14 protein-coding genes are annotated in these 12331 nt (G+C 39.7%); 12 read left to right on the top strand and 2 right to left on the bottom strand.

Going from position 1 to position 12331, the window contains the following annotated elements; genetic code table 11:
• Window positions 1–65 precede the first annotated feature (65 nt).
• From P20311_RS16560 to P20311_RS16600, 9 genes are all read left to right on the top strand, one after another.
• Complete coding sequence (locus tag P20311_RS16560) at window positions 66–1145, top strand: pilus assembly protein PilM (protein WP_008115029.1); 1080 nt, start codon at window positions 66–68, stop codon at window positions 1143–1145.
• A complete protein-coding gene (locus tag P20311_RS16565) occupies window positions 1133–1705 on the top strand; it encodes a PilN domain-containing protein (protein ID WP_008115031.1) in 573 nt (190 codons plus the stop codon). Before P20311_RS16560 ends, P20311_RS16565 begins: the two co-directional genes overlap by 13 nt.
• Window positions 1695–2297 carry a type 4a pilus biogenesis protein PilO gene (locus P20311_RS16570; protein WP_008115035.1) on the top strand — a complete coding sequence of 201 codons (603 nt, stop codon included), beginning with the start codon at window positions 1695–1697 and terminating at the stop codon, window positions 2295–2297. The genes P20311_RS16565 and P20311_RS16570 overlap by 11 nt, the downstream gene beginning before the upstream one ends.
• Complete coding sequence (locus P20311_RS16575; protein WP_008115036.1) at window positions 2297–2833, top strand: pilus assembly protein PilP; 537 nt, start codon at window positions 2297–2299, stop codon at window positions 2831–2833. The genes P20311_RS16570 and P20311_RS16575 overlap by 1 nt, the downstream gene beginning before the upstream one ends.
• Window positions 2820–4910, top strand: coding sequence for a type IV pilus secretin PilQ (locus P20311_RS16580; protein ID WP_036955760.1), 2091 nt, complete (start codon window positions 2820–2822; stop codon window positions 4908–4910). Before P20311_RS16575 ends, P20311_RS16580 begins: the two co-directional genes overlap by 14 nt.
• A gap of 447 nt (window positions 4911–5357) precedes the next feature.
• Complete coding sequence (gene aroK, locus P20311_RS16585; RefSeq protein ID WP_008466255.1) at window positions 5358–5876, top strand: shikimate kinase AroK; 519 nt, start codon at window positions 5358–5360, stop codon at window positions 5874–5876.
• Between the two features lie 29 nt (window positions 5877–5905).
• Entirely contained in the window at window positions 5906–6976 is a 1071-nt protein-coding gene (aroB, locus tag P20311_RS16590; RefSeq protein ID WP_008115047.1) for a 3-dehydroquinate synthase, read from the top strand.
• Entirely contained in the window at window positions 6977–8293 is a 1317-nt protein-coding gene (locus tag P20311_RS16595; protein ID WP_008115049.1) for an SPOR domain-containing protein, read from the top strand. It abuts the gene before it with no gap.
• Between the two features lie 53 nt (window positions 8294–8346).
• A complete protein-coding gene (locus P20311_RS16600; RefSeq protein ID WP_008115051.1) occupies window positions 8347–9198 on the top strand; it encodes a Dam family site-specific DNA-(adenine-N6)-methyltransferase in 852 nt (283 codons plus the stop codon).
• On the opposite strand, the gene P20311_RS16605 is transcribed toward P20311_RS16600, so the two are convergent.
• The gene (locus P20311_RS16605) at window positions 9161–9346 is read right to left on the bottom strand and encodes a DUF2970 domain-containing protein (RefSeq protein WP_008115053.1); all 186 of its coding nucleotides are present in this window, start codon (window positions 9344–9346) and stop codon (window positions 9161–9163) included. The genes P20311_RS16600 and P20311_RS16605 overlap by 38 nt on opposite strands.
• A 4-nt stretch (window positions 9347–9350) precedes the next feature.
• The gene (locus P20311_RS16610) at window positions 9351–9650 is read right to left on the bottom strand and encodes a hypothetical protein (RefSeq protein ID WP_008115055.1); all 300 of its coding nucleotides are present in this window, start codon (window positions 9648–9650) and stop codon (window positions 9351–9353) included.
• A gap of 287 nt (window positions 9651–9937) precedes the next feature.
• Here P20311_RS16610 and rpe point away from each other — a divergent pair, with 287 nt between their 5' ends.
• From rpe to trpS, 3 genes are read left to right on the top strand one after another with little or no spacing between them, the layout of a single operon-like run.
• On the top strand, window positions 9938–10621 hold the full coding sequence (gene rpe, locus P20311_RS16615) for a ribulose-phosphate 3-epimerase (RefSeq protein ID WP_008115057.1): 684 nt from the start codon (window positions 9938–9940) through the stop codon (window positions 10619–10621).
• Complete coding sequence (locus P20311_RS16620; RefSeq protein ID WP_008115059.1) at window positions 10621–11286, top strand: phosphoglycolate phosphatase; 666 nt, start codon at window positions 10621–10623, stop codon at window positions 11284–11286. The genes rpe and P20311_RS16620 overlap by 1 nt, the downstream gene beginning before the upstream one ends.
• Window positions 11287–11319: 33 nt before the next feature.
• Window positions 11320–12324 carry a tryptophan--tRNA ligase gene (gene trpS, locus P20311_RS16625; protein ID WP_008115060.1) on the top strand — a complete coding sequence of 335 codons (1005 nt, stop codon included), beginning with the start codon at window positions 11320–11322 and terminating at the stop codon, window positions 12322–12324.
• Window positions 12325–12331 lie beyond the last annotated feature (7 nt).

A 12331-nucleotide genomic window follows, 5' to 3' on the forward strand; every position in this document is an offset into this window, starting at 1 on the left:
AATAATATTTTTTAAGATATAAATTATAACTTGTTTATTATTAAAACAAAGGCAAAGTTGCAAACATGCTAAGTCAACTAATAAAAAAACCGTCACCAATGATGGTAGGTATTGATATTGGATCGCACTCTATCAAGGCCGTACTTTTAAGTGAAACAGAAACTGGGCTTCGACTAGAAGCACTTGCAATTGAACCTATGCCAAAAGGCGCTATGAGCGAGCGTAATATTCAAGATATTGAAGCAATTGGTAATGTGATAATCAAGTTAAAACGAAAGCTACCAAAGTCGCTAAAATTCGCGTCTGTTGCCGTCTCTGGGCAAACCGTGATTACCAAAGTTATTTTCATGGATGTTTCCTTAAGCGACGCTGAATTAGAGTCGCAGATTGAAATTGAAGCCGACAGCTTAATTCCTTACCCACTAGATGAAGTGAGTCTTGATTTTGAAAAGCTCTCTACAAATAGTGCTGACCCGAGCAAAATAAATGTACTGCTCTCTGCCGCTAGAACCGAAAGCGTTGAAGCCAGAGTCGGTGCGTTAAGTGCTGCAAATTTAACCGCAAAAGTAGTGGACGTTGAAAGCTATGCGCTAAGTCGCACTATGGATGTTTACTACCAACAGTTACCATCAGATGCATATGACAAAACGGTTGCAGTGGTTGATATTGGTGCTGTACTCACCTTGATGAGTGTAGTGCAATCTGGTGAGACAATTTATACCCGTGACCAAGTATTTGGTGGCGACCAATACACAAATAGTATCGTTGCTTACTATAACAAAGGCTTTGATGAAGCTGAAATTGGCAAAACAACCGGTGATTTACCTCCAAACTATACATTTGAAGTGTTAGCTCCTTTTCAAACATCGTTACTCCAGCAGGTTCGTCGTGCTGTTCAAATGTTTTTAACCACCACAGGTAAAGAACAATTGGACTATATTGTATTGACGGGCGGCTCAGCGATGATTAAAGGCATTGATAGATTGCTGATTGAAGAATTAGGAATACACACAGTTGTTGTTGAACCATTTGATAAGATGGAAATATCCCCTAGTGTTGATCGTAATATAATACAGCGCCACCGCACTCAATTTGCAATTGCGACTGGCCTGGCGTTGAGGAGCTTTTCATCATGCCACATATAAATTTATTACCTTGGCGTGAGCTACAGCGTGAGCAGTCTAAAAAGAAATTTATAACACTTCTTATGGCTGTGGTTATCGTCTGTTTTGCTGGTATGTATATGCTGAGTGTGTTTTATGGTGCTCTAAAAGAAGGACAGACGTTAAAAAATAATTATCTTAGTTCAGAAATTACAACCCTCGACAATAAAATTCGCGACATACGTGACCTAGACAAGAAAAAAGAAAACTTACAACAACGTATGCGTTTAATTGAAGAGTTACAAAGTAGTCGTAATTTAGGCACCCAAATAATGGATGAAGTGGCAAAAATAGTGCCTGCTGGGGTTTATTTAACCAAGCTGGAGCGCAAAGGTAATCAAATTCATGTGTTAGGCAAAAGTGAGTCTAATAATCGTTTATCTACTATGCTCAGACAGGTACAAAGCTCTTACTTATTAGAGCGCCCGACTATGCAAGGTATTGTTGCTGGTGATCAATCTTCACGTTTACTCAGCGATTTTAATATGGAGTTTTACGTAAAACCATTTGGCAAAATAGGTGAGGTACGTAATGAACCTTGATTTTAAATCGTTTACAGAAATCGATTGGAATGAAATCGAGCTCGATAACATCGGTGAGTGGCCCGTTATTGTAAAAGCAATATGCGGAACTTTTGTAGCTTGTTTGGTGTTGTTTTTTAGCTACAGCTTATTAGTGTCGGATGAAATAGACAGCTACCACAATGCCGTTGCTAAGGAAATTGAGTTACGCACAACCTACCGAACTAAATATGCAGTTGCCAGTAAGCTTGATATTTATCGTGAGCAAATGGTTGAGATGGAAGATAAATTCTCTCAATTATTAAAACGCCTACCTACTTCGAATGAGACGCCAGGATTATTGGACGACCTTTCTTATGTGGGTACAACCAGCGGGTTAACATTTTTAAAAATTGGTTGGTTGCCAGAAGTTGAAAAAGAGTTTTATACCGAGTTGCCAATTAAAATTGAAGTGGTAGGTACTTATCATGAGTTTGGCGAATTTGTAGGGAAAGTGGCTCAACTACCAAGAATTGTCAGTTTACATGACTTTTCTATTTTATCATCTGGCGAAAAGCAGCTAACATTCAGTGTAGTAGCAAAAACTTACCGTTATGAAGAGGGGGTGAGATGATGAAGCAGCTTCTCTTTTTAACCACTGCGATGTTTTTGCTCAGTGGCTGTAACGAGGATACATCGGAGCAAAAAGAATTTATTGATCAGGTTAAGGCAAATACCACGGCACGTATTGAAAAAATACCTGAGCTAGTTAAGTTTGAGCACTTTGAGTATAACGCCAAAGACTTACGTAGCCCTTTTGTAGCACCAGAACCAGAAATTATTCAAAACAAGCTAACACAAGTTAAAAACTGTCTTCACCCAGATCCAGAGCGTGTTCGTCAGCCACTGGAGAAGTACCCATTAGATAATTTAGCAATGAGGGGCACAATAGGATCGAACGGCAAAACATGGGCGCTCATTACAGCTGCTGATGACACCTTGCACCGAGTAACAATAGGAAGCTATTTAGGCACCTATGACGGAAAAGTAAGCAGTGTTAATAGTGACTATATTGAATTAGTAGAATTAATCCCTGATGGGTCAGGTTGTTGGAAAGAACGTTTGACCAAATTAGAAATGTTAGAGGCGGCAACCAATGGCGCAAATTAATAAGAAAAAAGGTATACCCTATATGCACAAAGGTGAGTGTTCGCATCATCGTATTTTATCTGCTTTATTGTTTGTTTTTTTACTACTAATGACAAAAGCCGTAAGTGCAGCCCCTTTACTCTATGACGTTCGATATAATCCATTGCTTAAAGGTGAAACCGAATTACAGCTAGTTTTTGATGAAGAGTTGCAGCAGCAACCAGCAGTACAAGTTTTTAATAGCCCTGCAAGAATAGAGCTACTATTTGATGGGGTAGAATTAGATGAAGGGTTGACGAATATCGCTATCAACCAAGCTGGTATCAGTAACATCACGAGTATGATGACCAGTGCGGGTTTAAAAGTGACCATTAACTTGGACCGATTAAAAATTTATGAGACTGAAGTAAACAATAATTTAGTTTCTATTAGAATTTCTGATAACCCACTCACAGAGCAAATTTTAGCAACCAGCGAAGATAAGCCTGCTTACACGTCTAATTATATTAACGGTATTCAAGCAATTGACTTTCGACGTGGAGAAAAAGGTGAAGCGAAAGTACTTGTTTATCTACAAGATACTCAGGCAGCTGTAGAGGTGCATGAAAGCGGCGGAAAAATCATTGCCGAGTTTCATCATACCGATATTTTAGATGATTTATTGTATGAATTAGATGTACTTGATTTTGGTACTGTGGTGAGCAGTATTGAAACGTTTAAAGAAGATAACCTTACACGTTTAGTGATTGAACCGAACACTGCATTTGCCTATACCTATCAGCAAATTGAGAATATTTTTACCTTAACGGTTGAGAAAGATGAAACGCAAAATGCCTACTTAGATGGTGGTAAAGAGTACTTGGGTCGTCCTATGACGCTTAATTTTCAAGATATCTCTGTTCGTGCTGTGTTACAGATTATTGCCGGTTACAATGATTTTAACTTGGTAACAAGCGACTCAGTGACAGGCAATATTACTCTTCGCCTTGATGGGGTTCCGTGGGATCAGGCGTTAGATGTCGTGCTTAGAATAAAAGGCTTAGACAAACGCATGGACGGTTCTATTTTAATGGTTGCACCATCTGAAGAGCTGGCTGCCCGTGAAGCAAAAGAGTTAAAAGCTAAACAGCAAGTTGAGGATTTAGAGCCACTTTACAGTGAATACATCCGCTTAAATTATGCAAAAGCAGAAGATTTTGCCGACTTATTAAAAACAGATACCAACAGTATTATTACAGCCAGAGGGAGCGTGTCTGTTGATCAACGTACTAATACGTTATTAATGAAAGACACTGCAAAAAGTATTGAAAGTGTTCGTCGTATGGTCGAAACTTTAGATATACCGGTTAAACAAGTGGTTATTGAAGCGCGTATGGTAACCGTACGTGACAACGTAACTGAAGACTTGGGGGTTCGTTGGGGGTTTAGTGATCAGCAAGGCTCAGACGGTGTTTCTGGCACATTAGAAGGAGCTGAAACTATTTCTAATGGTAATATTCCTAGTCTTTCTGATCGACTTAACGTTAATTTACCAGTGGCGAATCCATCGGCGAGTATAGGTATGCACATTGCTAAATTGGCTAACGGAACATTAATTGATTTAGAATTAACCGCCCTTGAAGAAGAAAACAAAGGTGAAATCATTGCAAGCCCACGCATTACTGCTGCTAATCAGCAAAAAGCGCGTATTGAGCAAGGTACTGAGATCCCTTATGTGGAGTCAGCTTCAAGTGGTGCAACAACCGTAAGTTTTAAAAAGGCGGTACTAAGCCTAGAAGTGACACCTCATATCACACCCGATAACAAAGTTATTTTAAATTTAATCATTACTCAAGATACCCGAGGGGATACGGTTCAAACAGGTACAGGCCCAGCGGTTGCCATCGATACGCAACAAATTGAGACTCAAGTACTCGTTGAGAATGGACAAACGGTAGTGTTGGGTGGTATTTTCCAACAGCAAATTATTAATTCGACCAAAAAAGTACCTTTATTGGGCGACCTTCCTTACGTAGGAAGACTATTTAAAAGCACAAGCGAGTTCAATGAAAAGCGCGAACTGCTGATTTTTGTCACACCTAAAATCCAAATAGACTAAATATTTAAGCTATCTAGGTTGAATACCAGCCTAGATAGTATGGGTATGTAATTTAGTTATCGTGGTGTGAACACTTCCTATAAATGTACAATAAGACAGTATATAATTTTGATCATGTACTGTACTGCGGATGTATTTAAGGCTGCGTTTATGTTGTTTGTAATTCAGGCTCTTGTAAAGTTACCATGCAAAAGCTTTCATGAAGCAACAATGTAGTAACCTTAATTGCATAAATTTTAACCCTAGAAGATAAACTTGCCTATAATAAGGTGCTTTTTTGTTAACCAGTGGGTAATTATTTAGTTTAATTACTCGTTATATGGCTTTTTATCCTAATTGACTTGAAATACCCGACCGATTACTGAGATAATCCCTTTCTTAATTTTGGGGCCAGGTCGTTAGGCGGGGTTTTATTTCAAATTTTAGAGTTCGTTTGTACTAAAAGATATGGCTGAGAAACGTAATATATTTCTAGTTGGCCCCATGGGGGCTGGCAAAAGCACGATTGGTCGTCACATCGCTGACCAATTACACCTTGAATTTGTTGATTCTGATCAAGAAATCGAACGTCGCACGGGCGCAGATATTGCCTGGGTATTCGATCTTGAAGGTGAAGAAGGCTTTAGACTTCGTGAAGAATCTGTTATTGGTGACTTAACCGAAATGCAAGGTATTGTACTTGCAACCGGTGGTGGCTCAGTAATGAGTAAAGAAGTTCGAAACAAGCTTTCGGCTCGCGGTATTGTTGTATACTTAGAGACACCGATTGAAAAGCAAGTTGCACGTACGCAACGCGACAAGCGTCGCCCATTACTGCAAACAGAAGAAGCACCTCGTGATGTACTTGAGCGCTTAGCAGAAGAGCGTGAACCATTATATAAAGAAGTAGCTGATTTTGTTGTACGCACTGATGAGCAGAGCGCGAAAGTTGTTGCTAACCAAATCATCGAGAAATTGGATTTTTAAAAGCCAGTATTAAAAAGGACTAACCCAGCATGCTTGAATTAACTGTTAATTTAGACGAGCGAAGTTATCCTATTTATATTGGCCAATCTGCACTTCAAGATACAGGCCGTCTAATCCATCACATTGGTGATTGTCGGCCTATCATCATTACTAATGAAACGATTGCACCGCTGTACCTTCAACAGTTGCTTGATTCATTAGCACAGCTAAACCCACTGCATTTTATTATTCCAGATGGTGAGCAATATAAATCACTCACTTGGTTTGAAAAAATTTCGGCATTCCTACTTGAGAATAATTGCGGCCGTGACACCTGCTTAATTGCATTAGGTGGTGGCGTTGTAGGTGATTTAACTGGATTTGTTGCTGCTTGTTATCAGCGTGGCGTCCCTTTTATCCAAATACCAACCACTTTATTATCTCAAGTTGATTCTTCAGTTGGCGGCAAAACAGCGGTTAATCACCCGCTAGGTAAAAATATGATTGGGGCTTTTTATCAACCCCAAGCTGTATTTATTGACACACGTTCGTTGCATACCTTACCAACACGCGAGTTTGCTGCAGGCATGGCTGAAGTTATTAAGTATGGCTTGATTTACGATACTGAACTGTTTGCTTATCTAGAGCATAACATCGCTAAATTACAACAATTAGACGAGACGTGTTTACAGCACATCATCTTCAGATGCTGTGAAATTAAAGCGCTCATTGTTGCACAAGATGAAAAAGAGCAGGGCCTTCGTGCGTTGTTAAATTTAGGGCACACGTTTGCGCATGCTATTGAAGCACAAATGGGTTACGGTGTTTGGTTACATGGAGAAGCAGTCGCAACAGGTATGGTGCTTGCTGCAAAGCTTGCTTATACTCGCCAAGATTTAACACGAGAAGATGTAGAGCGTATTGCTGCATTAATAGCGCAATATAGCTTACCAATCGAGATACCTAGCGATATGACCAGTGAGCACTTTTTACTGCATATGCGAAAAGATAAAAAGAATAAAAAAGGGACTATCCGATTCATTTTACCCACTGAATTTGGTCAATGTGCATTAGTTGATGATGTGTCTGATGATCAAGTCAGAGCATTGATCGAGCAATAAATGCAGTCACAAATTTTACCGAGCCGTGCGGCTTTGGTGGATAGAATCGCATTGCAATTTGAATATGGTCAAAACCTAATTGTTTTGCTGGGCACTTCTGGTTTAGGTAAAAGCTATTTGCTTGAAACCTTCATCACTGATAAATATAACGATTTTAATAAAGCGTTTGTGCAAGTTGGCGCTCAAATGACTGATGTGCAATTGATGACTCAATTATTAGAGCAAAGCTTTAATGCCCCTTTAATTGATCACAACCTGAGCTTATCACAAAACTATTATCAATTAGCGAAGCAACAACAATGCGGCGCGTGTTTATGGGTTATCGATGGCGGCAGGCACCTATCTGAAGAACTAATTGCAGAGCTCGAGCTGTTATCAAAAAGTGCGCCCAGTGTGCTTTACATTATGATTGCATCGCAATCTAAATTGCCGTTTAAAGAGGCAGTTAATATTCATTTAGAGCCACTAAACTTGGTTGAAAGTAAGCAGCTAATGGGATGGTACTTCACGGCGCTACCTTATGATGAAGACCCTGTATTTAAAACCTTTTTAGTTGAAGCCCAAGGTAACCCAAGTCTTTTATTAGCCTGGCAGCCTAGCGAACAAGTTGCTGATATTATCGTAAAAGACAAAGTATCTTGGCGCTTACAGTTGCTCACACTATTACTCATAATTATGTTATTGATTATTGGCGTTGTATACAAAGCTGATATGACCCAATGGTGGAAAAATGCTAATCGTCAAAGCGATGAGCAAGTCCTCACAACCGCTATTACAACCGAGCAAGCTATTCAAAATAAACAACAACCGGTTAAATCACCAACCCTGTTTACTTCGCCACAGCCTATAACTAAAGAGCCAACTACAGATGAGCGTGCCCACAATGACGTGCCAGCAATTGTAGGAAGTTTAACTGAGCCATCGACTTTAACTGAACAAGAAAAGCCAGCATCGCCGCCGGTTGAAGAAGCCATTAGCGTACCTGAGGTGGTAAAGCAGCAAAGCCAAATAGTAAAAATACCCAGTAACTGGTACCTAGAACAACCTGAAGATAATTTTGTTATTCAGCTATTAGCCGTAACTCAGCAGCAGGTAGGCAATGAGTTTATTGCTGAACATAAGCTAGAAAGTATTACCAATACATATCAAACTAAGCGAAATGGTAAAATATGGTGGGTGGTAACAACAGGCAGTTTTGCTAACTTAAATGAGGCAAAACAAGCACTGCAAGCACTCCCCGCTGGAGTAAGAAAAAATAAACCTTTCTATAAAAAAATTAGCAAAATAAAACAAGAAATTGCACGAGTTGATCAGTAAACTCAGTGACTTTAGTGTAAAATCGCGCAACACCGAATTGAAGTAAAGAGCCAATGCAGCAAAAGAGTAGAGCCTTCCTTAAATGGGCTGGCGGAAAATACAGCCTCGTTGAAGATATTAACGCGCGACTAAATCAAGCAAGTAAACATGCAGATACCTTGGTTGAACCTTTTGTTGGTGCGGGCTCAGTGTTTTTAAATAGTAATTTTAAACACTATGTACTTAACGATATAAATGCTGATTTAATCAATTTATATAAAGAGCTCAAACGTTCGCCGGATGAGTTTATTAGCGATGCAAAAAAACTATTTGTTGATTTAAATAACCATCCAGATGCGTATTACGATTATCGTGTGCAGTTTAACCAAAGCAGCGATGTGTATGAGCGAGCTATTTTATTTTTGTATATGAACCGCCATGGCTATAACGGATTATGTCGCTATAACTTAAAGGGCATTTTTAATGTGCCTTTTGGTAAATATAAAAAGCCTTATTTTCCTGAAAAAGAAATGTACTTTTTTGCCAACAAAGCACAAAAAGCAACATTTACCTGCTTAGGCTACGATGATGTATTTAAACTGGTCCCTAAAAATGCGGTGATATACTGCGATCCGCCCTATGTGCCATTAAGTAAAACCGCATCGTTTACCTCTTACGCTAAAGGCGGATTTAACTTAGATGATCAGGCTAATTTAGCTAACTTGGCTGAGCAAGCGGCATTTGAGAATAACACGCCAGTCCTTATTTCAAACCACGATACCGTGTGGACACGCAAAATTTACAGTCAAGCATCACTGGATAAAATTCAGGTTAAACGTACGATTAGTCCAAAGGGCGGTTCACGAAATAAAGTGGATGAGCTAATGGCTATGTATTTAGCACCGAAGTCACGGTTGCATAAATAGCCAGTACAAACAATACAAACAGTACTACGGCAATAGCTATCAGCGTAATTGGAGAGTGGTACTTAAAGTCTGTTTTGCGCTTATCTTCAGATTGAACACCAAAAAATGCAGCCAGTACGCTTTGTAACGCGCTAAAAAAGTGCTGCATTTAATTAAAATAATGGCTTGATTGAAGAGGGCTTGTGTTTGTCATCAGTACCCGTTAACAACTCTAGCAAGTCTAAGTAATGAAACTGAGCGCTACGACTATCGCCTGTTAACCAAGAGGCCCAAGACGAATCTTCTTCAATTTGAATGCAACGGGTTGCGCTATTATTAATAGCGTTGGTTTGCTCTTTATGAAGACAAATGTTGGCTGAGCCTAAATCTTGCTCAGTATTTGAGCAAAGCGATGTTGCTCCAATAATAACACTTACCGACGTGATTAATAATCCAATTTTAAAAGCACGCATAATATAAACCTAATGATTTAGTTCTTCGCGCAGCATAACAAAAACTGCTTAAATAATACACTTTATTTTTTTTATTTGTATTGTGTTTTAAATACTGAGTGACACCCGCTTAAAAACTGATTTTTTTAATTATAAAGCCTACATCCTCAGCAGGTTATTCTTTTTCATGAATAGCCGCAATAAGGCTTTAACATTACTTATTTGGCGCTATTTTTAAAGGTGCTACTTGGGTAACTTCGCTAATTAAGTTACATTAACGGCATAAATTATTCATTAACGGATTAGCGATGCTCAACTGTGAACAAAAATACTTAATAGCGCCCTCAATATTATCTGCAGACTTTGCACGATTAGGCGAAGATGTCGACAAAGTGTTAGCCGCAGGTGCTGATGTCGTTCATTTTGATGTAATGGATAACCATTACGTGCCTAACTTAACGATTGGCCCAATGGTATGTAAAGCACTTCGCGACTACGGGATTAAAGCCCCGATTGATGTGCATTTAATGGTAAAACCGGTAGATAGCTTAATTCCACAATTTGCCGAGGCGGGTGCATCAATTATTACCTTCCATCCAGAGGCGAGCGAGCATATTGACCGTACTTTGCAATTGATAAAAGATGAAGGTTGTCAAGCAGGCTTAGTGTTCAACCCTGCAACAAGTTTAAGTTACCTCGATCACGTAATGGATAAAGTAGATGTGATCTTATTAATGTCAGTAAATCCTGGGTTTGGTGGGCAAAGTTTTATTCCACAAACACTCGAGAAACTGCGAGAGGCAAAACAACGCATTGTTGAATCTGGACGTGATATTCGTTTAGAAGTAGATGGCGGTATTAAAGTAGATAACATAGCCGCGGCGGCTGAAGCGGGTGCAGATATGTTTGTTGCAGGCTCAGCTATTTTTAATCAGGCTGATTATAAAACGGTGATTGATGAGATGCGTCAGCAATTAGAAAGTGTTGAATAATGAAATATGATGCAGCGTTTTTTGACTTAGACGGCACCCTAGTTGATAGCGTGTACGACTTGTATATGGCTTTAAATTTAACACTTAGCGATTTAGCGTTTCCAATTGTCAGTCAGCGATTAGTTGAAAGCTGGGTAGGTAATGGCATTGAGGTGTTAGTGAAACGAGCCCTTTGCGGCGATATGCAAATTAGTGAGCACCTCGATGAGGCTTTAAGCGAACGAGCTATCAATCTGTTTTATCAACATTACAGTGAGCAGGTCGGTGAATACAGTGTGTTATATCAGCATGTTGAAACTGGTCTTGCTGCTCTCAGTGGTATGCCTAAAGCACTTATTACTAATAAAGCACGCCGCTTTACTGAAATGCTTTTAGATAAGCTCGCTATTCGCAGTCATTTTGAAGTGATTGTTTGCGGTGACGACATGGCAAAAAAACCGTCACCTGAGCCGCTATTATTTGCTTGCGATGCATTAAATATAACGCCTGATAAAGCGATTATGATTGGTGATTCAAAGAGTGACATACTCGCAGCGCAAGCCGCTAACATTGACGTGATAGCGCTCACTTATGGGTATCACCAGGGAGAGCAGTTAGCGGATTATAATCCGCAGTACCTATGCGATAACTTCTTAGCTATAATACCGACACTAACACAGCGTTAAGCATTTTTAATTAAGTAAAAATAAAGGAAAATCATGAGTAAACCAGTAGTATTAAGTGGCATGCAGCCAACCGGTGGTATGACAATAGGCAACTATGTTGGCGCTATTAACCAGTGGGTTAAGCTACAGGAAGAATATGATAGCTACTTTATGCTTGCAGACTTGCATGCAATTACCGTACGCCAAGACCCTGAATTATTGCGTGCTCGTGTACTCGATGGCGTTGCGTTATATACGGCATGCGGTATTAACCCAGAAAAAGCGGCATTATTTGTACAATCTCAGGTACCTGAGCATGCGCAACTTGGCTGGGTATTAAACTGTTATGCGCAAATGGGTGAGCTTAATCGCATGACCCAGTTTAAAGATAAGTCGGCAACGCATGCTAATAATATTAATGTGGGGTTATTTGCTTATCCGGCTTTGCAAGCGGCTGATATTTTACTGTACCAAGCAGACAAAGTACCTGTAGGTGAAGATCAAAAACAGCACCTTGAACTAACGCGTGATATTGCAACTCGCTTTAATAATGTTTACGGCGATATTTTTACGCTGCCAGAACCGTATATTCCAGAGTTTGGTGCGCGAGTAATGAGCCTGCAAGATCCACTGAAGAAAATGTCTAAGTCAGATGAAAATCCAAATGGCTTTATTATGATGTTAGACGAGCCGAAAAAGATTGAGAAAAAGCTTAAAAAAGCAGTTACCGATTCTGACGAGCAAGCGCGTATTTACTTTGATCGCAAAGAAAAGCCAGGTGTATCTAATTTACTTACGCTACTAAGTGTGGCAACTAAGCGCTCAATTGAAGAGTTAGTCCCTGAATACGAAGACAAAATGTATGGCCATTTGAAAAAAGACACCGCAGCAGCTGTTGTCAGCATGATTGAGCCAATTCAAACACGTTTTAAAGAAATTCGTGAAGATCAAACACTTCTTAATGACATCATGAGAACAGGGGCTGAAAAAGCCAGCGCGCGTGCAGAAACTACATTAAAAGCAGTTTATGATGCGGTTGGGTTTATTCCACGCCCATAAGCGCGTT

The sequence above is a fragment of the Pseudoalteromonas sp. BSi20311 genome, assembly GCF_000239875.1.
In the GTDB taxonomy this organism is placed as follows: Bacteria; Pseudomonadota; Gammaproteobacteria; order Enterobacterales; family Alteromonadaceae; genus Pseudoalteromonas.

Bases quoted from the DNA above. Each gene is read 5' to 3' on its own strand.
- P20311_RS16560 (WP_008115029.1), top strand. From the start codon at position 66: ATGCTAAGTCAACTAATAAAAAAACCGTCACCAATGATGGTAGGTATT.
- P20311_RS16565 (WP_008115031.1), top strand. From the start codon at position 1,133: ATGCCACATATAAATTTATTACCTTGGCGTGAGCTACAGCGTGAGCAG.
- P20311_RS16570 (WP_008115035.1), top strand. From the start codon at position 1,695: ATGAACCTTGATTTTAAATCGTTTACAGAAATCGATTGGAATGAAATC.
- P20311_RS16575 (WP_008115036.1), top strand. From the start codon at position 2,297: ATGAAGCAGCTTCTCTTTTTAACCACTGCGATGTTTTTGCTCAGTGGC.
- P20311_RS16580 (WP_036955760.1), top strand. From the start codon at position 2,820: ATGGCGCAAATTAATAAGAAAAAAGGTATACCCTATATGCACAAAGGT.
- aroK (WP_008466255.1), top strand. From the start codon at position 5,358: ATGGCTGAGAAACGTAATATATTTCTAGTTGGCCCCATGGGGGCTGGC.
- aroB (WP_008115047.1), top strand. From the start codon at position 5,906: ATGCTTGAATTAACTGTTAATTTAGACGAGCGAAGTTATCCTATTTAT.
- P20311_RS16595 (WP_008115049.1), top strand. From the start codon at position 6,977: ATGCAGTCACAAATTTTACCGAGCCGTGCGGCTTTGGTGGATAGAATC.
- P20311_RS16600 (WP_008115051.1), top strand. From the start codon at position 8,347: ATGCAGCAAAAGAGTAGAGCCTTCCTTAAATGGGCTGGCGGAAAATAC.
- P20311_RS16605 (WP_008115053.1), bottom strand. From the start codon at position 9,346: ATGCAGCACTTTTTTAGCGCGTTACAAAGCGTACTGGCTGCATTTTTT.
- P20311_RS16610 (WP_008115055.1), bottom strand. From the start codon at position 9,650: ATGCGTGCTTTTAAAATTGGATTATTAATCACGTCGGTAAGTGTTATT.
- rpe (WP_008115057.1), top strand. From the start codon at position 9,938: ATGCTCAACTGTGAACAAAAATACTTAATAGCGCCCTCAATATTATCT.
- P20311_RS16620 (WP_008115059.1), top strand. From the start codon at position 10,621: ATGAAATATGATGCAGCGTTTTTTGACTTAGACGGCACCCTAGTTGAT.
- trpS (WP_008115060.1), top strand. From the start codon at position 11,320: ATGAGTAAACCAGTAGTATTAAGTGGCATGCAGCCAACCGGTGGTATG.